The sequence below is a fragment of the Acinetobacter sp. WCHA55 genome (assembly GCF_002165305.2).
Classification (GTDB): domain Bacteria; phylum Pseudomonadota; class Gammaproteobacteria; order Pseudomonadales; family Moraxellaceae; genus Acinetobacter.
The window spans coordinates 2,771,803-2,796,861 of the sequence record NZ_CP032286.1 but is presented as its reverse complement, the minus strand read 5'-3'; the positions used below and the strand labels follow the sequence as shown (position 1 = coordinate 2,796,861).

19 protein-coding genes, 2 tRNA genes, 3 rRNA genes and 1 pseudogene are annotated in these 25,059 nt (G+C 41.3%); 17 read left to right on the top strand and 8 right to left on the bottom strand.

Annotation, left to right across the window (positions count from 1 at the left end; all coding sequences use genetic code 11):
• Positions 1 to 115: 115 nt before the first annotated feature.
• Positions 116 to 694 (top strand): hypothetical protein, encoded by a 579-nt coding sequence (locus tag CDG62_RS16270; RefSeq protein ID WP_087527505.1) that lies wholly within the window; start codon positions 116 to 118, stop codon positions 692 to 694.
• Positions 695 to 737: 43 nt separating this feature from the next.
• Here the strand turns inward: CDG62_RS16270 and CDG62_RS16265 are convergent, their stop codons facing one another.
• The 5 genes from CDG62_RS16265 to CDG62_RS16245 form a co-directional block, all read right to left on the bottom strand.
• Positions 738 to 1,163 carry an organic hydroperoxide resistance protein gene (locus CDG62_RS16265; RefSeq protein WP_087527504.1) on the bottom strand — a complete coding sequence of 142 codons (426 nt, stop codon included), beginning with the start codon at positions 1,161 to 1,163 and terminating at the stop codon, positions 738 to 740.
• A gap of 346 nt (positions 1,164 to 1,509) precedes the next feature.
• A complete protein-coding gene (locus CDG62_RS16260; protein WP_087527503.1) occupies positions 1,510 to 2,334 on the bottom strand; it encodes a carbon-nitrogen hydrolase family protein in 825 nt (274 codons plus the stop codon).
• Positions 2,335 to 2,357: 23 nt separating this feature from the next.
• Positions 2,358 to 2,879, bottom strand: coding sequence for an anti-anti-sigma factor GigB (gigB, locus tag CDG62_RS16255; RefSeq protein ID WP_004692241.1), 522 nt, complete (start codon positions 2,877 to 2,879; stop codon positions 2,358 to 2,360).
• Between the two features lie 112 nt (positions 2,880 to 2,991).
• Entirely contained in the window at positions 2,992 to 3,960 is a 969-nt protein-coding gene (gene gigA / locus CDG62_RS16250; RefSeq protein WP_087527502.1) for an RsbU family protein phosphatase GigA, read from the bottom strand.
• Between the two features lie 98 nt (positions 3,961 to 4,058).
• Positions 4,059 to 4,961 carry a VacJ family lipoprotein gene (locus tag CDG62_RS16245; protein ID WP_087527501.1) on the bottom strand — a complete coding sequence of 301 codons (903 nt, stop codon included), beginning with the start codon at positions 4,959 to 4,961 and terminating at the stop codon, positions 4,059 to 4,061.
• Positions 4,962 to 5,509: 548 nt separating this feature from the next.
• Between CDG62_RS16245 and CDG62_RS16235 the strand changes: the two genes are divergently transcribed.
• From CDG62_RS16235 to CDG62_RS16200, 8 genes are all read left to right on the top strand, one after another.
• Positions 5,510 to 7,047: ribosomal RNA gene (locus tag CDG62_RS16235) — 16S ribosomal RNA — on the top strand.
• A 61-nt stretch (positions 7,048 to 7,108) separates the two neighbouring features.
• Positions 7,109 to 7,185, top strand: a tRNA-Ile gene (locus tag CDG62_RS16230).
• Between the two features lie 68 nt (positions 7,186 to 7,253).
• Positions 7,254 to 7,329, top strand: a tRNA-Ala gene (locus CDG62_RS16225).
• 349 nt (positions 7,330 to 7,678) lie between these two features.
• Positions 7,679 to 10,572 (top strand): 23S ribosomal RNA (locus CDG62_RS16220).
• A 200-nt stretch (positions 10,573 to 10,772) separates the two neighbouring features.
• Positions 10,773 to 10,887 (top strand): 5S ribosomal RNA (gene rrf / locus CDG62_RS16215).
• The 16S, 23S and 5S rRNA genes sit together here with 2 tRNA genes alongside, the layout of an rRNA operon.
• A 474-nt stretch (positions 10,888 to 11,361) precedes the next feature.
• Entirely contained in the window at positions 11,362 to 12,711 is a 1,350-nt protein-coding gene (locus CDG62_RS16210; protein WP_087528199.1) for an aromatic acid/H+ symport family MFS transporter, read from the top strand.
• A 248-nt stretch (positions 12,712 to 12,959) separates the two neighbouring features.
• Complete coding sequence (locus tag CDG62_RS16205) at positions 12,960 to 13,424, top strand: hypothetical protein (protein ID WP_087528200.1); 465 nt, start codon at positions 12,960 to 12,962, stop codon at positions 13,422 to 13,424.
• A 108-nt stretch (positions 13,425 to 13,532) separates the two neighbouring features.
• On the top strand, positions 13,533 to 13,844 hold the full coding sequence (locus CDG62_RS16200) for an ankyrin repeat domain-containing protein (RefSeq protein WP_087528201.1): 312 nt from the start codon (positions 13,533 to 13,535) through the stop codon (positions 13,842 to 13,844).
• A gap of 59 nt (positions 13,845 to 13,903) precedes the next feature.
• On the opposite strand, the pseudogene CDG62_RS16195 reads toward CDG62_RS16200, so the two are convergent.
• Positions 13,904 to 14,457, bottom strand: a pseudogene (locus CDG62_RS16195) (DJ-1/PfpI family protein).
• A gap of 321 nt (positions 14,458 to 14,778) precedes the next feature.
• Between CDG62_RS16195 and CDG62_RS16190 the strand changes: the two are divergent.
• From CDG62_RS16190 to hisG, 5 genes are all read left to right on the top strand, one after another.
• On the top strand, positions 14,779 to 16,233 hold the full coding sequence (locus CDG62_RS16190) for an RNA polymerase factor sigma-54 (RefSeq protein ID WP_087528202.1): 1,455 nt from the start codon (positions 14,779 to 14,781) through the stop codon (positions 16,231 to 16,233).
• A gap of 171 nt (positions 16,234 to 16,404) precedes the next feature.
• Positions 16,405 to 16,737, top strand: a complete 333-nt coding sequence (hpf, locus tag CDG62_RS16185) for a ribosome hibernation-promoting factor, HPF/YfiA family (protein ID WP_004695021.1) — start codon at positions 16,405 to 16,407, stop codon at positions 16,735 to 16,737.
• 136 nt (positions 16,738 to 16,873) lie between these two features.
• Positions 16,874 to 17,125, top strand: a complete 252-nt coding sequence (gene ibaG, locus CDG62_RS16180) for a BolA family iron metabolism protein IbaG (protein WP_004695019.1) — start codon at positions 16,874 to 16,876, stop codon at positions 17,123 to 17,125.
• Between the two features lie 6 nt (positions 17,126 to 17,131).
• Positions 17,132 to 18,391, top strand: a complete 1,260-nt coding sequence (murA, locus tag CDG62_RS16175) for a UDP-N-acetylglucosamine 1-carboxyvinyltransferase (protein ID WP_087528203.1) — start codon at positions 17,132 to 17,134, stop codon at positions 18,389 to 18,391.
• Positions 18,388 to 19,089 carry an ATP phosphoribosyltransferase gene (gene hisG, locus CDG62_RS16170; RefSeq protein WP_004984172.1) on the top strand — a complete coding sequence of 234 codons (702 nt, stop codon included), beginning with the start codon at positions 18,388 to 18,390 and terminating at the stop codon, positions 19,087 to 19,089. Before murA ends, hisG begins: the two co-directional genes overlap by 4 nt.
• Positions 19,090 to 19,162: 73 nt before the next feature.
• Here hisG and CDG62_RS16165 read toward each other — a convergent pair whose 3' ends face one another.
• Entirely contained in the window at positions 19,163 to 19,507 is a 345-nt protein-coding gene (locus tag CDG62_RS16165; protein WP_087528204.1) for a hypothetical protein, read from the bottom strand.
• 175 nt (positions 19,508 to 19,682) lie between these two features.
• Between CDG62_RS16165 and hisD the strand changes: the two genes are divergently transcribed.
• A complete protein-coding gene (gene hisD, locus CDG62_RS16160; protein WP_162904042.1) occupies positions 19,683 to 20,984 on the top strand; it encodes a histidinol dehydrogenase in 1,302 nt (433 codons plus the stop codon).
• Positions 20,985 to 21,158: 174 nt separating this feature from the next.
• Positions 21,159 to 22,250 (top strand): histidinol-phosphate transaminase, encoded by a 1,092-nt coding sequence (hisC, locus tag CDG62_RS16155; RefSeq protein ID WP_087528206.1) that lies wholly within the window; start codon positions 21,159 to 21,161, stop codon positions 22,248 to 22,250.
• Positions 22,251 to 22,322: 72 nt separating this feature from the next.
• On the opposite strand, the gene CDG62_RS16150 is transcribed toward hisC, so the two are convergent.
• Positions 22,323 to 23,672: an anthranilate synthase component I family protein gene (locus CDG62_RS16150; RefSeq protein ID WP_087528207.1), complete on the bottom strand. Its 1,350-nt coding sequence runs from the start codon at positions 23,670 to 23,672 to the stop codon at positions 22,323 to 22,325.
• A 254-nt stretch (positions 23,673 to 23,926) separates the two neighbouring features.
• On the opposite strand from CDG62_RS16150, the gene CDG62_RS16145 reads away from it, so the two are divergent.
• Complete coding sequence (locus CDG62_RS16145; protein WP_087528208.1) at positions 23,927 to 24,880, top strand: DUF6160 family protein; 954 nt, start codon at positions 23,927 to 23,929, stop codon at positions 24,878 to 24,880.
• The last annotated feature ends 179 nt before the right edge of the window (positions 24,881 to 25,059 follow it).

Genomic DNA, 25,059 nt, shown 5'->3' with positions numbered 1-25,059 from the left:
AAATACCAAGCCGTGGATACGAGGTGTGCGTGTAGTTGTATTATCCTGAAATTATGTGACGCGGTTGTATGACAGTGTCCATTTTACTTTTAGAATGAAAATAAAGAACTTTATAATGATGAATAAATCCTTAGCCTTGTTTGGTGTGTTGAGTGGTATGGTATTTCTTACTCCACTCAGTTTTGCAAAAGATGAAACTTTGAATGTTTATAAACAATGCCATGATGAAATGGAATGGTCTTGTGATGTCATTAGAAACACTAATGACAAGAAAGAAAAAGTTTTTCGTGGTATGAAATCACCAAACATTGAGCGTTTAAATAAAAATTATTATCATGTTCAAATGTCATGTGGTAGTCCATGCCAAATCCATAGTTTTCTATCAAGAAATAAACGAGAAGATGATGCAACTCAAGAATTTATCGCTATTGATAAGAAGAATAATTGTTTAATTGAAACTGATTCTGAACACAATAAGATCACAGCTCGCCAATTAAATTCAAAAAAAAGACATACCTTGATCAGCACTCAGCACCCTATTTTTCAAAATGTCCCAATTTTTGATATTGCCCAATATACTGTGTTTCAAGGCACTTCCTATTTTGATCAAAAAGGAAATTTGATTTTGCTGGCAGATGAAATCGATGATCAAAAGAAATTTAAAAAGATATTTCCAAACCCTTGTAAGTTATAAAATCTCTATCCCAAAGCCATGACTTCGGGATAGAAGAGATGACTTAAACAATCACATTCAATGTCACATCAATATTGCCACGCGTTGCATTTGAGTAAGGGCAAACGATATGTGCTGCATCCACCAATTTTTGCGCTTCTGCTTGCTCTAAACCTTCTAAATGAATATTTAAAGTCACTTGAATACCAAAGCCTGTTGGAATCGGACCAATCCCAACATCACCTTCGATATATACGTCAGGTGTAATTTTTAAATGGTCACGGTTTGCGACAAACTTCATCGCACCTAGAAAACATGCAGAATAACCTGCGGCAAAAAGCTGTTCAGGGTTAGTTCCACCACCTGCGCCGCCCATTTCTTTAGGAACGGTGAGTTTTACATCTAAAACTCCATCAGAAGAGGTTGCGCGACCATCACGGCCACCTGTCGCTTTAGCATGTGCCGTATAAAATACTTTCTCTAAAGACATTGTGATTCCCTGAATATTGTATTTGAGTTCTTATCCTGTCCTAAATTGCAGAAAGAATAAGCAGTTTTTTTGTAAATTTATACAGAGAGTGCTTGTGATTAAGTTGAGGGTTTAGTTAATTAAAAATCAATGATATGGATGTCTATTATTGTTTTTTTTAACCGCCTCAATCGGGGTTTGTTAATGTGAATAAAAACTGAATGTAATCGGAAATCTTATCAATCTGAAAAAGGGATTATAGACTTATACATTTAGTGCGCTAAAGCTACTCAATGAAAGAGCAATAGTGAACAAATATGAAGTTTTTGTGCGAAGAATGACGTTGTGCTAAATGATCACAGCTTGATTAAAACTGCACTAATTTCCGATGTTGCATCAAAGGCATACTTTCACGGATATGAGCTTGTTCAGCCAAGTCAAAAGGTACAGTAATCAACTGTGCGCCCGGGTTAAGAATCAAATCCAAAACTTGACCACGGCTATTGGTTGCAGCTGCATGTCCCCAAGTTTGTCTCTTTTCACCATGCCAGCCTTGTTGTGCGGCGCCTAAAACCTGACATTGACTGTCCATCGCACGGGCTTGTAATAATAACTGCCAGTGCATTTGACCTGTGGTGTAAGTAAATGCAGCAGGTGCCGTCAAAATATTTGCACCACGCGTGCGTAAAGTTAAAGCCAATTCAGGAAAGCGTAAGTCATAGCAAACCATCAAGCCAATATTACCAAAGGGTGTTTTTGCCACAATTACATCTGTACCAGGTTCAAAGAACTTAGATTCTTGGTAACCACCTACAGCGTCGCCAACTTGAACGTCAAACAAATGAATTTTGTCATAACGTGCTTCAGTCCGATCAGGGCTAATGCAAAGACTGGCTGTACGAACACGGCCATCTTCAATCACAGAACCATCTGGACGGAACGGGCATGGGAGAGTACCCGCGACGATCCAGATCTGATATTGATGAGCAAGATTTTCTAAACGCTTTTGAATATCTTCGAACTGGGCCGCAGTCTCACGTTGTTTGCCTGCAGCAAAACAAACGAAGTTTTCGGGGAACACAATAAGTTCAGCACCATTTGCTTTACTTTGTTGAATCAGAGACTCAATGACAATGAAATTTGCTTCAATATCATTTTGAGAATTCATCTGTACAACAGAAAGTAAAGTCATAAATGGGCCTATAAAATTTGTTGTTATGCGTTTTGTTGCTGTGACACTTGATCGAGGCTATCTTGTTCTTTTTGCAACTGTTTGACCAGAGGTTCAAACATATTTTGATTACTTTGATTCAGCTCCATCAGAGTTTTATGTGCATCTAGTACGGTGTTTAACATATTACGATGTGTAATGTGCTCTTCCATCAGCTCGAGGGTACAAACGTTTGGATCGCCACAGTAGTTTAAAATCACAAAAACCTGCCCTAGCCCCATACTGTTGGCTAAGGTAGTAATATCAGAGTTGGTGGACAACATAACAGCCTGGATATTATGGATCTGTTTAAGCTTTAAGCCTAACTTTGCCAAAATGCCTAACACAGTGCTGTCAATGAAAGTAGTTTGAGTTAAATCTACGATTGCACCAACAACATTTGACTGTTGTTCAATACGGTTTAAAAGTTTGTCTAGACTGATACAAGATTGGGCACGCACTTCGCCAATAAGCTTAAAAATATGCGTTCCATTCAAGCTTGCATATTCAACATGACCTGTTGACATATAAATGCCATTTGCAGAGAAGGATAGGAAATTATCCCATAGGGTAAATACTTACTCAAGTATCTAACAGTCTTAGAAACTAGGATATTGTAATAAGTTATTGATAATTTGATTAATTCATTCGACGTAAACTTAAAATGGCAATATCGTCTGCAACATGCTCTGGTGCTTCAAAGGATTGATTTTGCAAATGATAGACCAATTGTGTGAACTGATCATTCAGTCCGCCATTGAAGGGTTCGAGTGCGCCATCGGAACAAATAATGAAGCGGGCATGACGGTTGAGTACACATTCATGCTCTTCAACTTCCAGTTCTTCAGTAAGGCCCAAAGGAAAACTACTGGTATGTAATATTTTAGGAGCTTGATTTGGCTCGAAGATAATAGCAGGGGGATAATGTCCTGCACTTGACCAACGAAGTTGATGTGTTTCGAGGTTTAAGATCCCTGCAATCATGGTGATGTGCTTTTCAATATTCTCTTGAACTAACATGCCATTGAGCTTCTTAATGAGTCCACGTGGTGTTTTGGCACGACCATGAAAAGCCGCCATCCAAGAGGTTAATAAACTACTGGTGACCCCATGACCGGATACATCAGCCAAATAAAACATCAGTTCTTTATCGCTGATTTTCCAATAATCAAACCAGTCTCCAGACAAATAAGCAGAAGGTTGAAAAAACGTTTCAACGGTGTAGTTTTGAAGTTCTATAGGGTTTGGTAAAAGTCGCTTTTGTAACTCTGCTGCGGAAGGCAGATCGCGACTGTCTTGATTTCGCTTATATTGTGCATCAATTTTGAGTAAGGACTGTTGAGGATTGCTGGGGAGTTTGTTCCACATCCAGCCTGCTAAAGCACCGAGTTCCCACGCTTGGGCTAAAGCACGACCTTCATTTTCAAAGGCAAGGACAATGGTGGGCAGTGTCCATTTATAATCTAAATAATCTTGGATATCGGCAATAGCAATAATAGTCGGGTCATAAAGATCAATGTCTTCTATGCGAATCATTTGCACACTTGGTAGTGTGTCTAGCACCTGTTCTAAATATGGAATATGGCGAGAGGGTTGAATGAAATACATAAAAAAAATGGCTTATCCTTAGCATTAAGCTATTGCTTTACTATAACAAGCAAATTACGGCCAGAGAAAAAAAATTCAACACTAGCCGCAATACATTGTTATTCCGTATCTAACATTTGATGCGATTCATTGCTCGATGGAGAGTTAGATGAATCATCATCACCGACATCATCAATGAACATCCCTTCGGCTTCTTGGCCTTTCTTCTCAGCAATAATGAAGTTTTTACGTTGTAAATAAATATCACGAATTGAAGAATATTTATCACCTTGAATCGCACCTTCAATATCAATCAGTTGTGATCGCACATCAATACCACGTAAAGCCTGTTCCGCCCAATATAGGCCTTCTTCATCTTCTAATATGTATCTTTGGGGGCGTGCATAGCCATCAACAACCAAACCAAACCCATCACGGAAAGTACTTGGTCCAAAAATTGGAAGTACTAGATATGGGCCAGATGGAACACCCCAGTAGCCCAGAGTCGTACCAAAATTTTCATCTTCAGTTTCTAAGCCCAAGCGCGAAGCAGGATCTGCAAAACCTAAAGTAGTTACCGTATTAATGGTAAATCGACCAAAGGTTTTTGCAGCGCGGCCGGGTCGGCCTTGTATAAGCTGGTTTACAGCATTCCAAGGTTCGCCGAGGTTTTTACGGAAGCCACTATAAGAGTCACGAATCGGAGAGGGGATCTTTTCTTTATATTCCACTGCAATTGGACGAACGATTGCACGGTCTAAAGCATCATTGACAGCAAAAATCTGTCTATTTAAGGGTTGAAGTGGATCTTTTACATTATCAGGTTGTGCGGCATTGGCATCTACTTTTAAATCTTTTGCTTTAATATTCTTTAATTCTTTAAGCGAAGAAGATTGAGTCGTTTGCGGATCAGCACTGGTATCTATTTCGCTGGCAGCCGCAGGCGCTACATCTTCAGCAAATGCAAATGTTGTAAAGCCTACAAAAAGTAGACCAGCACATAAGTGGCGAATGTGTTGCATATAAAAGAGTTCCGAAACTTTACAATCAGCAGGTGAAATAAAAAATAATATTTTAACTATCTTAACAGCTCTTTATTGCTCATTGTTAAATCAAATTTTAAGAAATGTTAGTAAAAAAGCGCCATTTTGCTGAATAAGTAAACAGTTGAGGAATTTTTTATAAATAATTGAGGAAAAGGGGTTGTGTTGGTTTGGAAATACTGTAGAATGCACATCCATCGGCGGTGATGAAGATTAAAACTTCTGATAAAACAGTAGCTTAGTTAGAATTGATTGAGTTGGGTTTTAGAAAGAGAGTTTAAAATAATTTGAATTACCAGTTGACTTCTTCTTGAAAGAGAGTAGTATAGCCGACCTAGCTTGCTGATGACGAATCAGTAAGAAGATCATTAAGAGATTATGAAGAACAACTTGTGTGGATTTTTACTGATTGATCGATCGAAGATATTTCATTGATTGAATGGTAGAAATTACTCGAAGTTTATTTGAGAAATTAATGTCAGAAAATTGATGAGCCAAGATTTGTAGCCATAAGCTACTAATGATTTTAACTGAAGAGTTTGATCATGGCTCAGATTGAACGCTGGCGGCAGGCTTAACACATGCAAGTCGAGCGGGGGATGTTGCTTCGGTAACTGACCTAGCGGCGGACGGGTGAGTAATGCTTAGGAATCTGCCTATTAGTGGGGGACAACATTCCGAAAGGAATGCTAATACCGCATACGCCCTACGGGGGAAAGCAGGGGATCTTCGGACCTTGCGCTAATAGATGAGCCTAAGTCAGATTAGCTAGTTGGTGGGGTAAAGGCCTACCAAGGCGACGATCTGTAGCGGGTCTGAGAGGATGATCCGCCACACTGGGACTGAGACACGGCCCAGACTCCTACGGGAGGCAGCAGTGGGGAATATTGGACAATGGGCGGAAGCCTGATCCAGCCATGCCGCGTGTGTGAAGAAGGCCTTTTGGTTGTAAAGCACTTTAAGCGAGGAGGAGGCTACTGAGACTAATACTCTTGGATAGTGGACGTTACTCGCAGAATAAGCACCGGCTAACTCTGTGCCAGCAGCCGCGGTAATACAGAGGGTGCGAGCGTTAATCGGATTTACTGGGCGTAAAGCGTGCGTAGGCGGCTTTTTAAGTCGGATGTGAAATCCCTGAGCTTAACTTAGGAATTGCATTCGATACTGGGAAGCTAGAGTATGGGAGAGGATGGTAGAATTCCAGGTGTAGCGGTGAAATGCGTAGAGATCTGGAGGAATACCGATGGCGAAGGCAGCCATCTGGCCTAATACTGACGCTGAGGTACGAAAGCATGGGGAGCAAACAGGATTAGATACCCTGGTAGTCCATGCCGTAAACGATGTCTACTAGCCGTTGGGGCCTTTGAGGCTTTAGTGGCGCAGCTAACGCGATAAGTAGACCGCCTGGGGAGTACGGTCGCAAGACTAAAACTCAAATGAATTGACGGGGGCCCGCACAAGCGGTGGAGCATGTGGTTTAATTCGATGCAACGCGAAGAACCTTACCTGGTCTTGACATAGTAAGAACTTTCCAGAGATGGATTGGTGCCTTCGGGAACTTACATACAGGTGCTGCATGGCTGTCGTCAGCTCGTGTCGTGAGATGTTGGGTTAAGTCCCGCAACGAGCGCAACCCTTTTCCTTATTTGCCATCGGGTTAAGCCGGGAACTTTAAGGATACTGCCAGTGACAAACTGGAGGAAGGCGGGGACGACGTCAAGTCATCATGGCCCTTACGACCAGGGCTACACACGTGCTACAATGGTCGGTACAAAGGGTTGCTACCTAGCGATAGGATGCTAATCTCAAAAAGCCGATCGTAGTCCGGATTGGAGTCTGCAACTCGACTCCATGAAGTCGGAATCGCTAGTAATCGCGGATCAGAATGCCGCGGTGAATACGTTCCCGGGCCTTGTACACACCGCCCGTCACACCATGGGAATTTGTTGCACCAGAAGTAGGTAGTCTAACCGCAAGGAGGACGCTTACCACGGTGTGGCCGATGACTGGGGTGAAGTCGTAACAAGGTAGCCGTAGGGGAACCTGCGGCTGGATCACCTCCTTAACGAAAGATTGACGATTGGTAAGAATCCACAACAAGTTGTTCTTCATGACGATGTATCTGAGGGTCTGTAGCTCAGTTGGTTAGAGCACACGCTTGATAAGCGTGGGGTCACAAGTTCAAGTCTTGTCAGACCCACCAAATCTGACTAACCGGTATTATTAAATGCTGAATACAGAAAAACAGAAACATTGACTTATTGATAAGCTGGGGACTTAGCTTAGTTGGTAGAGCGCCTGCTTTGCACGCAGGAGGTCAGGAGTTCGACTCTCCTAGTCTCCACCATAGATTATAGAATTTAGTAAGTTAAAGCTTATTAACTTCTGTGATTTATCACAGTTTCCTGACCTGACGAAGGCTGGAAAAATCATTAACAGAATATATTTGAGTTGAAATAATTTGTTCATACTCGTTTTAAAGATCGACATTAACAGTGATTTATTACTGATTGATGAAGGTTGGAGAAATGAGTTACTAGCGAAATTAACTGAATCAAGCGTTTTGGTATGTGAATTGAATTGAAGCTGTACAGTGTTTAAGTACACAGAGCAACAAACTGTAAGGAAGTGATGAGGAATCATCATAGACTGTCTTAATCCTACTTGTAGGGATTAACGACTGTTTGGGGTTGTATAGTCAAGTAATTAAGTGCATGTGGTGGATGCCTTGGCAGTCAGAGGCGATGAAAGACGTAATAGCCTGCGATAAGCTCCGGGGAGGCGGCAAATATCCTGTGATCCGGAGATTTCTGAATGGGGAAACCCACCTGTCATAAGGCAGGTATCGTATGATGAATACATAGTCATACGAGGCGAACGAGGGGAAGTGAAACATCTCAGTACCCTTAGGAAAAGAAATCAATTGAGATTCCCTCAGTAGCGGCGAGCGAACGGGGAAAAGCCCATTAAGTCATATAAGTTCTAGTGGAATGCTCTGGGAAGTGCAACCATAGTGGGTGATAGTCCTGTACACGAAAGGGCTTATATGATGATGTCGAGTAGGGCGGGGCACGTGAAACCTTGTCTGAATATGGGGGGACCATCCTCCAAGGCTAAATACTCCTGACTGACCGATAGTGAACCAGTACCGTGAGGGAAAGGCGAAAAGAACCCCTGTGAGGGGAGTGAAATAGATCCTGAAACCGCATGCATACAAGCAGTGGGAGCCGACTTGTTCGGTGACTGCGTACCTTTTGTATAATGGGTCAGCGACTTACATTCAGTAGCAAGGTTAACCGTATAGGGGAGCCGTAGAGAAATCGAGTCTTAATAGGGCGTTTAGTTGCTGGGTGTAGACCCGAAACCGGGTGATCTATCCATGAGCAGGTTGAAGGTTGGGTAACACTAACTGGAGGACCGAACCCACTGTCGTTGAAAAGCCAGGGGATGACTTGTGGATAGGGGTGAAAGGCTAATCAAACTCGGTGATAGCTGGTTCTCCCCGAAAGCTATTTAGGTAGCGCCTCGGACGAATACCATTGGGGGTAGAGCACTGTTTCGGCTAGGGGGTCATCCCGACTTACCAAACCGATGCAAACTCCGAATACCAATGAGTACTATCCGGGAGACAGACTGCGGGTGCTAACGTCCGTAGTCAAGAGGAAAACAATCCAGACCGCCAGCTAAGGCCCCAAAATTATAGTTAAGTGGGAAACGATGTGGGAAGGCATAGACAGCTAGGAGGTTGGCTTAGAAGCAGCCACCCTTTAAAGAAAGCGTAATAGCTCACTAGTCGAGTCGGCCTGCGCGGAAGATGTAACGGGGCTAAAACTATATGCCGAAGCTGCGGATTTGCAATTTATTGCAAGTGGTAGGGGAGCGTTCTGTAAGCCGATGAAGGTGTATTGAGAAGTATGCTGGAGGTATCAGAAGTGCGAATGCTGACGTGAGTAACGACAATGCGAGTGAAAAACTCGCACGCTGAAAGACCAAGGGTTCCAGTCCAACGTTAATCGGGGCTGGGTGAGTCGACCCCTAAGGCGAGGCCGAGAGGCGTAGTCGATGGGAAATTGGTTAATATTCCAATACTTCTATGTAATGCGATGAGAGGACGGAGAAGGTTAAGTCAGCCTGGCGTTGGTTGTCCAGGTGGAAGGTTGTAGGCATGTATCTTAGGCAAATCCGGGGTACTCTATGCTGAGAACTGATAGCAAGCTGTACTTGTACAGTGAAGTGGCTGATACCATGCTTCCAGGAAAAGTCTCTAAGCTTCAGTTACATAGGAATCGTACCCGAAACCGACACAGGTGGTCAGGTCGAGTAGACCAAAGCGCTTGAGAGAACTCTGCTGAAGGAACTAGGCAAAATGGTACCGTAACTTCGGGAGAAGGTACGCTGCCGACGGTGATAGGATTTACTCCTTGAGCTATTGGCAGCCACAGAAACCAGGCCCCTGCAACTGTTTATTAAAAACATAGCACTCTGCAAACACGAAAGTGGACGTATAGGGTGTGATGCCTGCCCGGTGCTGGAAGGTTAATTGATGGGGTTAGCGTAAGCGAAGCTCTTGATCGAAGCCCCAGTAAACGGCGGCCGTAACTATAACGGTCCTAAGGTAGCGAAATTCCTTGTCGGGTAAGTTCCGACCTGCACGAATGGCATAATGATGGGGGCGCTGTCTCCAGCAGAGACTCAGTGAAATCGAATTCGCCGTGAAGATGCGGTGTACCCGCGGCTAGACGGAAAGACCCCGTGAACCTTTACTGCAGCTTGACATTGAACTTTGATCTTACTTGTGTAGGATAGGTGGGAGGCTTTGAAACCGAGACGCTAGTTTCGGTGGAGCCAATCTTGAAATACCACCCTGGTAATATTGAGGTTCTAACTCTGTCCCGTTATCCGGGACGAGGACCATGTCTGGTGGGTAGTTTGACTGGGGCGGTCTCCTCCTAAAGAGTAACGGAGGAGTACGAAGGTGCGCTCAGCGTGGTCGGAAATCACGCGTAGAGTATAAAGGCAAAAGCGCGCTTAACTGCGAGACCCACAAGTCGAGCAGGTACGAAAGTAGGTCTTAGTGATCCGGTGGTTCTGTATGGAAGGGCCATCGCTCAACGGATAAAAGGTACTCTGGGGATAACAGGCTGATACCGCCCAAGAGTTCATATCGACGGCGGTGTTTGGCACCTCGATGTCGGCTCATCTCATCCTGGGGCTGAAGCAGGTCCCAAGGGTATGGCTGTTCGCCATTTAAAGAGGTACGCGAGCTGGGTTTAGAACGTCGTGAGACAGTTCGGTCCCTATCTACCGTGGGCGTTGGAAATTTGAGAGGATCTGCTCCTAGTACGAGAGGACCAGAGTGGACGAACCTCTGGTGTACCGGTTGTGACGCCAGTCGCATCGCCGGGTAGCTATGTTCGGAAGGGATAACCGCTGAAAGCATCTAAGCGGGAAGCCTACCTCAAGATAAGATTTCCCTAGGACTTTATGTCCTCTAAAGAGCCGTTGAAGACTACGACGTTGATAGGTTGGATGTGGAAGCATAGTGATATGTGAAGCTGACCAATACTAATTGCTCGTGAGGCTTGACTATACAACACCCAAACAGTTGGTGTTGTGGTTCAAATCACTGCAAACAACTTGATTTAGTTATAAAGCTAAGTAGAATGTGCAAATTAAATTAACTCAGATGTTCTGTTATGAACGATGTTCAAAGCACTGCTTTGAACGAGTGCAAGATTTGGTAGAAAGCGAGGCAATCATAAGACCTAGCGAGTATCCATAAACAGTTGTGCTGGCGACAATAGCAAGAGTGAACCACCTGATCCCTTCCCGAACTCAGAAGTGAAACCTCTTAGCGCTGATGGTAGTGTGGAGTTATCCATGTGAGAGTAAGTCATCGCCAGCTCATTAATTCAAAAACCCCCTCCGCTTAATGCAGAGGGGGTTTTTTTATTATAAAATGATTAGAATAAACGAATTAATCGGCTAATGGATATATACAATAATAAAAAAAACTAAATAGTCGTAATTATTATTTTAATGAACCTTTCGTTACTTATTTTCTTTTTTTTACTATGAGTTAATTTTTACTATCAACAAAATATTATATTTATATCTAATTTAAGTTAGGCCTTAATTGTTAATTGTTATTTAATTTCATATCAAAAAGCCAAATGTTAATGGTTGGTTTTATTTATTTTTGATGCGAATGAAATCACTAATTTAGACTAATGTTGAATTTTTATATCACTATAAATTGTGTGAATATAACACCAAATTACTTTGGTGAATGACCTCTGTTTGGGCTGAATTAGCACATTATAAAACTGAAGGGCGCTAGTTAAAGTGCAATGAAACAATAGCTCATAGGAGGTGAATAATGTCAGTTAAAGCAGTTAATGTGAATGATATTATTGATCGTGCAAAATTTTCGGGTTTCCATTTTCAAGTTGTTGCTTGGTGTTTACTAATTATTTTATTTGATGGTTATGACTTGGCAATTAATGGTGTGGTATTGCCATTATTAATGGAAGACTGGGGCTTAAGTGCTGTGCAGGCGGGTATGCTAGCTAGTACTGCCCTAGCAGGCATGATGTTTGGTGCAATGATATTTGGCTCTTTGGCGGATAAAATTGGTCGTAAAAAAGTCATTATGATTTGTATTGTGCTTTTTAGTGGGCTTACCTGTGCAGGTGGTTTTGCATCAAATCCAACAGAATTTGCGATTTTACGTTTCCTTGCGGGACTTGGAATTGGTGGAGTAATGCCAAATCTGGTTGCACTGACATCTGAATATGCGCCACAAAAAATGCGTAGTACCTTAGTAACCACAATGTTTAGTGGTTATGCTGTGGGTGGTGTAATGGCTGCATTGTTAGGTGCGTGGTTTACTCCAAGTTTTGGCTGGCAAATTATGTTTTTTATTGCGGGTATTCCTTTGTTGTTATTACCTGTTATTTGGAAGTTTTTACCTGAGTCTTTGACTTTTATTGTGCAACAAAACCGTCAGGCGGAAGCACGTAAAATTGTTCGTCGTTTAGCACCAACAGTAACTGTAAAAGAAGATACAACTTTTGAGTTGCATCATGTTGATGTGCCAGAATCTGCGAATGTTGTGAGCTTATTTAAACGTGGGCGTGCGGTAAATACCTTATTGTTTTGGGTGGCGTTCTTCACCTGCTTACTGACTATGTATGCTTTAAGTAGTTGGTTGCCGAAGTTAATGATGGCAGCAGGCTACTCAATGGATAATAGCTTGATGTTTATGATGGTGATGAATATTGGTGCTGTAATTGGTATTGTCGGTGGAGGAATCTTGGCCGATCGTTTCCACTTGAAACCTGTACTCATGTGTTTGGGTATGATGGGTGCAGTGGTGATGAGCTTGATGGGCTTCCAATCGAATCAATTCCTTTTATATATTTTAGTATTCTTGGCGGGTGCTGCATCAATCGGTTCACAAATGCTGCTTTATAGCTATGTCGCTCAGTACTATCCGCTTGCTGTTCGTTCAACTGGTATTGGTTGGTCGTCTGCGATTGGTCGTATGGGTGCAATCATTGGACCTATTTTAATTGGTAGTTTGTTGGGTATGAATTTACCTGCACACTTTAACTTTATTGCAGTGGGTTTACCTGTATTGATTACTGCTATTGCTGTTGCACTGATTATGAATGAAGATGAATCTGAAAAGATTGGTGCAAGTCAGCCTGTGGTTTCTAAAGGTTAAAATATAAAATTAAAAGTAGCCTCCGTAAGGGGGCTTTTTAATTCAAAGCTGTTTTAATAATGCAATATTTATATTTTTTTTGATGGTAAAATTTTAAAAAAATAAGTGTATGGGTTGAAAATTAAGTTTGGTAAATTTTTAGAGATTATAGGAAGTCAACTAAGTTTAGTTGTTGGGTCAGTCACAGTTTATGTGGGAATTTTAGCAATACTGCCTATTTTATTAGAAGATCATTCTAAAAAGAAGAATTGATAGAAAAGCCATTTAATGAAAAATTAGTTTTGGACAGGGATCAGTTAGAAATACTTTTGAAAAACTATAATTTGACTTCTCAAGATTTACATATCTTATTAGGACGGTTATTTGCTTCAGCTGTTAAAAATAATAATCCAGAATTTTTATCCTATATTAAAAGCCTTTATGAGGATACAAAGAAACAAGCGCCATTTGAAGGATTACCATCGGATGTAAAGTTGCATTTAGAAAGAATAAAAGAAGCTCTTGGTGATCAAAATAGAAATCTTATGAAGCCATTGGCTACTCAATTACAAGATATCAATATAGGTAACAAACGAAAAAATAAAACAATGTGGGTTCTTATGATAGGAAGTTTTATAGTAGGTTTAGTTGGTGTAATTATGGCATTCATTCCTTATATGAGCTCAGAAGTAGAACAAAAAATAAAAAAGTTAATGCTGAGCAACTCTCCTTAAGTGAAGGTAAAACTCTAGAAATGGCTAGATATTATCATGGAGTGGATCTATCAAAAGATTGAAATATGATATTTAATAATATTTAGAATATTTGATGAAGTATAAATTATGAAATTTAATTATCTCCCTGAAATTCCTGAAAACGATGATGAGCTACATTTACCTGAACTGGTGTATTGGGCATCTTTAGGTGAACTTGCTGAAGTAGAAAAAAGTCTCGCCAATGGTGTAGATGTGAACTCGACCGATGATGAAGGCTATAGCGCACTTCAAGCAGCGGCTGAAAATGGCTATCTAGATGTGGTGAAACTGCTGGTTGAAAAAGGTGCGAATGTCCAATACAAAGGTGAATACACTGCGCTTCAACTGGCTGAAATGGCGGAACAAGTCGAAATTATTGAATACTTAAAAAGCCTGTAACTTTTAAAAATGAATAAAAGAGCCTGCTTAATATCAGGCTCTTTTTATTTTATGGCATCTTAAATGGATGAGTTGGATTCAAGTTCTTTTAATATCGCTTGATTAAAAGCGGGAAGATCCTCTGGACTACGTGAGCTGATGAGCGTCCAACCGTCTGCATGACATGAGTGGACGGCTTCATCGACCCATATAGCACCTGCATTTTCCAGATCGAGCCGTATATTTTTATGCGAAGTCAGTTGTTTAGCTTGAATACGTTCAGTGTTAATCAAAACCCACGGCGCATGACAAATCACAGCAATCGGTTTGGCTTGGTTGCTAAAACTTTGGATAATTTCGAGAGCTTTGGGATGATGGCGTAATCGACCAGCATTAACTGCACCGCCAGGAATAATCAGCAAATCGTAGTCGTCATAATGAACATGATCTAAATCGACATCTGGAGGATAGCTTGCCGCTGAATCTGCATCTATTTTGACAGTTCGAACATCGCAAGCTTCAATGGCAGCATGAATACATTCTATGCCCTTGGACTGTAAAAATGGAGAGGCTGAATGAGTTCATCATGCTCTACGCCTGTATTTGAGGTTATGAACAATACTTTTTGAGTCATGTAAATCCCCTAAAAAATGTCTATGCTTTAGCCTAACAAAGCAGAATGATGCAGATGTTTTGATTTAGCGGACTCTTGTAAGTAAGTGCAAGTGACTCACTAAATGTTTCGTATAATTTCTAAATGTGCGACGGGAGGAATCCTTTAGAGCACTGCTGTACATGAAGTCATCCATAAAGTTCGAAACTGGATAGGAAATGAAAAACAATCTGCTCAAAAAATGTAGGTTTTTTGAATTTTCTATGCTATAAAAAATAAAACGGCACAAAAATTGCTTGTAAAGCGTGCTTTAAAAATAGTTGTATTGGTGAGTAGTGTTTTATGAAGTTATCGGTTGGATTGAAAGTTGCGAACTCTTTGTCGCTAACCCCCCAATTACAACAAGCTATTCGATTGCTTCAGTTATCGAGCCTTGAGCTTGAACAAGAAATACAAATTCAACTCGACAGCAACCCGCTCTTAGAAAAAGTAGAAGAACAGTCATCTATCGAAAGCTTATCCAGTATGCAAGAGCAAGAACAGGATAAGAAAGATTTGACCAACGAACTCAACGCAGACCATTTACCCGATGATTTACCGGTCGATACCGACTGGGATGATGTTTATACGCATCAACCGACCAGTTTGGGGGCGGCAGAATTTGAAGAGCGAGAAGATAATCGCCAAGGTCATTTGGGCTTAAAAGAGCATATGCTGGAGCAAATTAATCTATTGCATTTTTCGCAAGTAGATCAGTTGATTGCATATTGCATTATTGATTCTTTGGACGATAAAGGCTTTTTAGACTGTGAGATTTCAGAAATAACGACTTCAGTTCAACATCTTTTAACAAGCATGGACTATGAAGACGAAGTTGAAGATGATGAAGTGGTTGTGGTGCTCAAACATATTCAGCGTTTAGACCCACTTGGCGTTGGGGCACGAAATCTTGCAGAGTGTTTAATGGTGCAGTTAGAAGCCTTGCCAATGCACACGGCTTGTCGAAATGATGCCATGAATTTACTGAAAAATTATGAACTATTGATCAGCAATGAGCTAGTGAAATTAATTAAACAAACGGGTTTAAATCAAGAACAGCTCAAATGTGCGGTTGATTTATTAAAAACGCTAAAAGCACATCCTGGGCTTGAGTTTGAGGATAAAGACTCGGATTATCAAATTCCCGATGTTGTAGTCATGAAGAAAAACGAACAATGGCAAGTGGCTTTAAATCCTGATGTGATGCCGAAACTTCGTGTGAACTCGTTTTATGCCAATATGATTAAACGTGCTGATCAAAGTGAAGATAACCAGTACTTACGCAATCAAATGTTGGATGCGAAAAACTTTATTAAAAGTGTCGATGAACGCCATAAAACTTTACTGAAAGTGGCAACGTGTATCATTGAACATCAACGCGCATTTTTAGAAATTGGTGCTGAGGGGATGAAGCCTTTAGTGCTTCGAGATATTGCAGAAGAAGTAGAATTGCATGAGTCGACCGTTTCTCGGGTGACCACCAATAAATATATGCTGACGCCCCGCGGTTTGTTCGAGTTGAAATATTTCTTTTCAAGCCATGTGGGTACGACCTCAGGTGGTGAAGCATCTTCAACTGCAATTCGTGCCAAAATTAAAAAATTGATTGCTGAAGAGAATGCACGTAAGCCTTTGTCAGATAACGCAATTGCTAATCTCTTAAAAGACGATGGCATTGATGTGGCGCGTCGGACAGTGGCAAAGTATCGTGAATCGTTACATATTCCGTCATCTTCTGAACGAAAAGTCTTGATCTAAAATTTAAAATCTGACTATTCTAGAGGTTCATTATGACAAGATAATGAACCTCTTTTTTCTTTAAGGAATGGCTAAAATGATTTGATGTTTCTATGCGCGCTGGTTGTTTTGCAGTCATTAAATCGTCTTGGCTTTTCCTCATTAATCCTAATGAAGGTGAGGGATAGATATATGCAAATAACAATTCGTGGACATCATTTGAGCATTACCCCAGCTATTGAAGATACCATTCGCTGCAAATTTGCAGAAATGACCAAGCATATTGATCAAGTGAACAGTATGCAGGTGAAATTAACCAAGGATCATCAGGTCGATAAACATACTAAAAAAGGCAGTAGCAATCATATTGCAGAAGCAATTATCCGTTTGCCGGGCATTGAATTTTTTGCTCAGGCTTCAGCAGATGATATGTATACGTCGATTAAAAAATTATCAGAAAAACTAAAAAGACAGCTCGATAAACACCGAAAAATGCAACAGGTTTACCAACCTATTGCCATTTAGTTTGATTTTTATGCAAAAAGAGGTTTTTTTAAACCTCTTTTTTTATATATAAAGTGTGCGGGTTTATGATTTATTTTTCAGATTTATAGTAAAATGGCAGGTTTTTACACCGTTGGTCCTATAAGAGGTCTTTGTGATGAATAGTGAACAGCTCACTGAAATTTTAAAAGCTGCTTTTCCTGAAGCTGAAGTTGCAGTTAGTGGGCAAGGCGGAAAGTTTGACTTACGTATTGTCGACGATCAATTCGAAGGCAAACGTCCTGTTGCACGTCAGCAAGCTGTTTATGCACCATTAAATTCTTATATCGCAAGTGGCGAAGTACATGCGGTGACTATTCGTGCAATGACTAAAGAAGAATGGCGTAAAGCAAGCTTATTCGGAGCTTAAAATTAGATGGATAAATTTTTAATTCAAGGTGGCACTAAGCTCGAAGGCGAAGTTCGTATTTCGGGTGCAAAAAATGCTGCCTTGCCGTTGCTTGCAGCAATGATTTTGCCTGAAACTCCAGTCAAGCTCACCAACGTGCCGCATTTAAAAGATGTCAATACTTTGGTGCAGTTGATTGGTGGCCTAGGCATTACCATGACTTACGAAGGTGACACGGTTACAGCAGATACCTCAACACTGGACAATCAGTTTGCACCGTATGAGCTGGTGAAAACCATGCGTGCATCTATTTTAGTGCTCGGCCCATTGGTGGCGCGCTATGGTAGTGCAAAAGTATCTTTGCCGGGTGGATGTGCGATCGGCTCACGCCCAGTCGATCAACACTTAAAAGCTTTAGAAGCTTTAGGTGCAGAGATTGAAGTTGAAGCGGGTTATGTACACGCTAAAGTTGATGGCCGTCTGAAAGGTGGTGAAGTCGTTTTTGATATGGTGACCGTGGGTGGTACCGAAAATATCTTAATGGCTGCAGCATTGGCAGAAGGCGTGACGACGATTCGTAATGCAGCACGTGAACCTGAAATTACAGACCTTGCGAAAATGCTGATCGCGATGGGGGCAAAAATTGAAGGTTTAGACACTGATACCTTAGTGGTAACAGGCGTTGAAAAACTACATGGCTGTGAATATGCTGTGGTTGCTGACCGGATTGAAACAGGTTCGTATTTAGCTGCTGCAGCTATTACGGGCGGTCGTGTAAAAACCACACATACTGATCCGACGTTGATGGAGTCGGTTTTGGAAAAGTTTGAAGAAATGGGCGCGGAAGTGACCCGTGGTGATGATTGGATCGAACTGGATATGATGGGTAAGCGCCCGAAAGCAGTCAGCTTCCAAACGCTACCACATCCTGACTTCCCAACCGATATGCAAGCACAGATTATGGCGGTCAATGCCATTGGTCGTGGTTTTGCTACTATTTCTGAAACGATTTTTGAAAACCGTTTTATGCACGTACCTGAATTGTCACGTATGGGTGCCAATATTCAGGTTGAAGGTAATGATGCTGTTGTGACCGGTGTAGAGAAACTTTCTGCTGCACCTGTGATGGCGACAGATTTACGTGCTTCTTTCTCACTGGTGTTAGCTGCACTTGCTGCTGATGGTGAGACGCTGATTGATCGTATCTATCATATTGACCGCGGTTATGAAGATGTCGAAGCGAAATTACAAGGTATAGGCGCCCAAATTAAGCGAGTAAGTTCATGAGCGATATGAGAAACGATGATCCAAATTTTGACGTAATGGGCAATTTTGATCATGGTTTAACATTGGCATTGAGTAAAGGTCGTATTTTAAAAGAAACCCTGCCTTTACTTGAAACGGCTGGAATTAATTTACTGGAAGATCCCGATAAATCACGTAAGTTAATTTTTCCAACCACCCATAAACAAGTCCGTATTTTAATTTTACGTGCTTCTGACGTACCTACCTATGTGGAAAATGGTGCGGCTGATATTGGTGTTGCGGGTAAAGACGTGCTTATGGAGCATGGCGCGCAAAACGTTTATGAACCACTCGATCTAAAAATTGCAGTATGTAAACTGATGACCGCAGGTAAAGTTGGTATGGAGCGTCCCAAAGGGCGTTTAAAAATTGCCACCAAATACGTCAATTTAACCCGTCAGTACTATGCAAGCTTAGGTGAGCAAGTCGATGTGATTAAGTTGTACGGTTCAATGGAACTTGCGCCATTGGTGGGTTTGGGCGATTACATTGTTGATGTGGTCGATACCGGGAATACTTTACGTGCCAATGGTTTAGAACCTTTGGAAGAAATTTGTAAAGTGTCTTCACGTTTGATCGTGAACAAGGCAAGTTTCAAGCGTAAGCAAGCATTGTTAAACCCAATTCTTGCACAGTTAGAAACAGCAGTCGCTGAACGTGAAGCGTTAAAAAACAAATAAGTTGATCTTTTTTGTTTAAAGAAACCGCTATCGATGATGGCGGTTTTTTTGTGCTCATTCATTTTTAATATTTTCATAGGATTGAAATACAATAGGATTGAATTTGAGCCAGTTGATTCGAATTGTTAAAAGTATAGACATCACAAGCAGAAATTCGGGATGTCTGCTTGACATCATGGAATTGCGCTTCACCTTGAACAATCACATGAAGGCTTGCTTGATGAATTGCTTGAATATAGAACTCATGCGCGACCGTTGTAAAATAATGTTCGATAGACTGGCAATGTTTTAGAGCTTGGTCGATGCCTGAGAGCTGTCGCTCGCCGATGATTTCCCATACAATATTTTGTGAAAAATACGGCTGAACTTGGTTGAATTGCCCGATGGAAAAGCTTTGGGCTATATCTGTAATCGTCATTAACGTTGCCCTATTCTTTTAATTCTTAAAATCATTCTAGTTCAAAAATAAGATTTCTACTTATTTGCCGATGCGCTTAAAAGTAATTTTTCATTAAACTCTATCTTAAGCTGCAGGATTGTTGCCCACAAAATACAGGAAACAAGGTAAACTAAAGCTTCCGTTTATTTTCATTGTGGATAAATTGATGCGACGTTTATCGACTCAAGATCAGAACTTTAAACAAGTCTTTGCTGATTTGTTGGCTTTTGAAACCGTGAGTGACCCAGAACTTTTAAAAACCGTAGATCAAATCATCGCTGATGTTCGTCAGCATGGTAATGCTCATGTTCTTAAACTCACCCAACAGTTCGATCGACATCCCGCGCATCAATTCTCAGATTTAGAACTGACCCAAGAACAATTAAAAACCGCATTTGATGGTTTGAGTACCGAAGTTCGCGAAGCTTTAGAACTTGCGGCAAACCGTATTCGTGAGTTTCACCAAGCACAAAAACAAGAAGGCTGGACTTATGTGGATGCCTTGGGTAATACGCTCGGACAAAAGGTCACACCACTCGACCGTGTCGGGATTTATGTACCAGGCGGTTTGGCATCTTATCCGTCATCAGTATTGATGAACGCTGTGCCTGCTCATGTAGCAGGTGTGCCTGAAATTATTATGGTGGTGCCTGCACCGAATGGTGAGTTGAATCCGTTGGTATTAGCAGCAGCTTATTTGGCTGGTGTCAGCCGTGTCTTTACCATTGGTGGGGCACAAGCAGTTGCGGCTTTAGCCTATGGCACAGAAACGATTCCAGCTGTGGATAAAATTACGGGGCCGGGCAACCGTTTTGTGGCGGCTGCGAAACGTGCAGTATTCGGTCAAGTCGGTATCGACATGATTGCAGGGCCGTCTGAAATTTTAGTCTATGCTGAAGGTGTGAATAACGCAGAATGGTTGGCGATGGATTTATTGTCCCAAGCTGAACACGATACTGTGGCGCAAGCTGTATTTATCACGCCAGATGCACAGTTGTTAAATGACGTAGAACAAGCGATTGAAGCACATTTACAAGCTTTACCTAAAGCGGAGATTGCACGTACTTCGATCGCTAACCGTGGTGCATTGGTGCTTGTGAAAGACCGTGCTGAAGCAGTTGAGCTGATTAATCAAGTGGCGCCTGAGCATTTAGAGCTTTGCTTAGATGACGCACAGGAAATGGCCGAAGAAATTCGTCATGCTGGTGCAATCTTCATGGGACGCTATACTCCAGAAGCGATCGGTGACTATTGTGCAGGGCCTAACCATGTTTTGCCAACTTCAGGTACGGCACGCTTTTCCTCGCCGTTAGGTGTATATGATTTCCAAAAACGTTCAAGTTTGATCATGTGCTCTGAGCAGGGTGTGAAAACATTAGCGAAAACCGCAGATATCTTAGCGCAGCAAGAAAACTTAGATGCGCATGCACGTTCAGCACGTTATCGTTATCAATAATATAAATTTAGATCCCTCATGTGTTCAGTAATGAATGTTCCTCTCTCTATGGGAGAGGTTAGGAGAGGGGAAAATATTTAATTCAGTTTGGGACATCTTAAACCTTTCCCAAACTCTCTCCTAGAAGGAGAGGGCTTACATAAAAGTAAGTTGAGTACATAAATGAGATAGACAATGTCTAACATTACTACAGAACAAATGCGTTTTTGGAGTCCTGAAGTACGCGAATTAGAACCGTATGTGCCAGGCGAACAACCAAAAATTCAAAATTTATTGAAGCTCAATACCAATGAAAATCCATATCCACCCTCACCAAAAGTGGTGGAGGCTGTTCAAGCGGTCTTGGCAAACTCTGCAGATGTACTGCGTTTATATCCAGATCCAGATGCTTCTGCGTTAAAGCAGGCGATTGCGAAACAACAACATGTTGCAGTTGAAAATGTCTTTGTTGGCAATGGTTCAGATGAGGTCTTAGCGCATATTTTTAAAGCTTTTTTTGTGCAAGAGCTGCCTTTACTTTACCCCGATATTACCTATAGCTTCTATCCTGTTTATAGCCAATTCTTTGGGGTCAAAACCAAAATTTTGCCACTTAATGATGACTTTGAAATTGTGGTGGATGACTATAAGCAAGCCAATGGTGGCATTATTATCACCAATCCAAATGCACCAACCAGTATTGATATCGGTTTGGCAGCTATTGAGGAAGTACTTCAAGCCAACCCAAATTCAGTCGTGGTGATTGATGAAGCATATGTGGACTTTGGTGCTGAATCGGCAGTCGGTTTGGTGGAAAAATATGAGAACTTGGTGGTATGTCAAACCACATCTAAGTCTCGTTCACTGGCAGGTTTACGTGTTGGTTTTGCGATTGCTCAGCCACATTTAATTGCGGCGCTTGAAGCGGTGAAGAACAGTTTTAACTCTTATCCGATGGACCGTTTTGCGATTGCTGCTGCGGTTGCTTCATTTGAAGATCAAGCTTATTTCGAAGCACAAAATCAAAAAGTGATTCAGAGCCGTGAACATTTGGTTGAACAATTGACAGCACTGGGCTTTAATGTTTTGCCATCGAGTGCCAACTTTATCTTTGCATCATTGCCTAGCAAAGATGCAGGTGAATTAGCGGCTGAATTACGTGAACAAGGCATTATTGTGCGTTATTTCAATAAACCGCGTATTAACCAGTTTTTACGTATCACGGTTGGAACTGATGAACAAAATCAACGCTTAGTCGATACATTGAAAAATGATATTTTAAAATAAACGTCAAAGACTTTAATTGTTAAAAAAGTGAACGTTCATTGATGTGAAGGTTCACTTTTTTTATTTTTGTGGCTATTTCGTGTCCGTTTGCACAAAGGTATTGAGTAAATTAAGCAGTGCTGAGACTTTGTCAAAGCATTCTTGATATTCAGCCTCATACTCTGATGCAATAGTGATTCCACCACCCGCCCAAAGCGAAAGCTCATCTTGAAATTTTTGAATAGAACGAATCAGAATGTTCCAAGACCCCGTCCCATCGAAATTAAAATAGCCCATTGAGCCACAGTACGCTCCACGTGGTGCACCTTCGAGTTCTTCAATAATTTGCATCGCTCGAATTTTAGGTGCTCCTGTAATAGACCCACCAGGGAGTGCCGAGAGTAGCACGTCAAAGGGATGAACTTTTGTCTTCAGTGTTGCTTCGACTTCGCTGACCATATGATGGACTTGATTAAAGCTTTCAATATTAAATAGCTTAGGTGTTTTAACTGAACCTGTTTCCGCATAAACACTTAAGTCATTACGCAGTAGATCGACTATCATCACATTTTCAGCTTGGTCTTTTTCCGAAGCCCTCAAGCGTTGTTTAGATTGTTCATCCAAGACTGGATCTGCAAAGCGTGGCATAGTGCCTTTAATTGGCTTAGTGATGATTTTTCGATGAGCTTGAAAATCAATAAACAACTCAGGTGAACAACTTAAGAGTTCAAAATCATCGATACGGAGATAGCCAGAGTAAGGTGCATCGGTTAATTGCCAAAATGCTTCGACCACACTTAGGAGTTGACCGTGTGCCTTGGTAGTGAACTCTTGTGTGAGATTGATTTGATAACAATCCCCAGCTTTGATGTATTCCTGTACTTGCTGAAAGGCTTGTTTGTATTGGGTTTCAGTCCAACGTGCTTGGCAGATCGACTCGAGTTGGAGTGGATGGATTAAGGCAGCAGGCTGTAATAAATACGATTCAATTTTGCGATAAATTTGTTCGGCTTGTGAGTCACTACTGCAAAATAGCCAGCCTGCATCAGTCCATTGTAAATAACTGCTGTATAACCCTAAGAATAGACTGGGCTGAGACTTAATTTGAACCTGAACATGCTGCTGGGCGGCATAGTCATAACTGACGAATCCAATGAGTCCACCACTAAAAGAGGCTTCTTTTTGTGCTGAGCTTGGCTGAATATTGCTGGAAATATCTATTTCTTGGTCATCAGGGATGTAACAAAAATCCTGTGTGCGTTGAAAGAAAAAGTGCTGGTTTTTTTGAAAAACTTGATAACGCTCGGGTAAAAAAGCAATGACAGGTGCATCGACATTTTGTAAATAGACTAACTGTGTGAGCTCATTCAACGCCTGTAGTATATGAGATACAGAGCGGGTTGAATCACAAATTATCTTTTTAAATGATTGGCTTAGAGTCATGCTAACGCAAATAGGATTAAAAAATTCAGGCTATTTTACCGCATTGTACGTGTACGCATAGTGGAAATACCGTTTATCGGTAAGCGATAGATTGCGACCAACAGCAGTTGATCAAAAAATCACTCGCATATAACGTAGTTCAGGCAATGAAGTCACTCAAGGATAGATGTTAATACTGGGTCAAAATAAAAAAAGCAGTAGTTAATATCGAGTGATTGGTATCACAAAAATAAAGCTCTTAGGAGAGGAACAAGATGAAAATTATTACTAAACTTGCTTTAGTTTCTTCAATGGCAATCAGTGCAAATGCAATGGCAATGCAAGCAATGGATGACGCTTCGCTCAGTGCCGCTACAGGTCAAGATGGTTTGAATATCGGTATTGGTATTTCTAAAATCGAAATCGGTAAAGTCTTCGTTCACGATAATGATGGTCTAGCTGTTGCAAATGGCGGTACTGCCACGGCTGGTGCTATTGTGATTCAAGGTAATGGTAAAACTGGTGATCCGTTAGAAAATCACGGTATTGTGATTGGTGCAAACTATGACAATTCTGGGGCATATTTACTTCCTTCTCGTAACTTAGCTGACTTGAAAATTGACACAGATGCAAACGGTGGCAATGCATTTATTAACATTGCAGCTCAAGTTTCAGGTTTAGATATTAAAATTGGTCAAATTGGTGTAGTTGCTTCGGCTGATGTTCCTGCAACAGGTGCAACTTCTATCCGCCGTGGTGGTACAGGCACGGTGAATCCGATTCTAAGTGGTCTATCACTGAAAACAGGACCAATGTCTGCAAACATTCAATTGGGTGCTGCACCGCAAGGCGCAATGATTCAACTAAGCGCAACCATGGTTGGTGGTTTAGAAATTAAAGATCTAGGTATTTTAGATAACTCAACCAAAACAGCAACACGTGCTGCAGGTGAAATCTTTGTTGAAAGCATTAAAGTTGCAGATGCAAATTCTCTCGATTTAACACTGAATCAAAAAATTAGTGTGATTGGTGAAGAGGGTGCAAGTAAAGGTTATATTCGTATGATTAGCACAAGTGGCGCACACGATACCTATGTGAAAGGTGTGCATTTGGGTAGTCGTGATGCTGCATCTATTGGTGATGTAGAAGTTCAAGGCATGCAAACTTACTTTAGCCCTGCTGCTGGTGTATATATGCCAGGTGCTGTGATTACTATTTCAGGTCACTAAAATTAGGCTTCAAGAAAGCGCGTGAATTCACGCGCTTTTTTTCAAAAAATATATTCATAAAAAATGCAAAAAAGACTATTTTTTTTAGATAAAACACAGTATCTTCTTGAATGTATGGATATAGAGTATTAACTCTAAAAACAAAAATGGGCGGGATGCCTATATTATTAAAAAAAGTA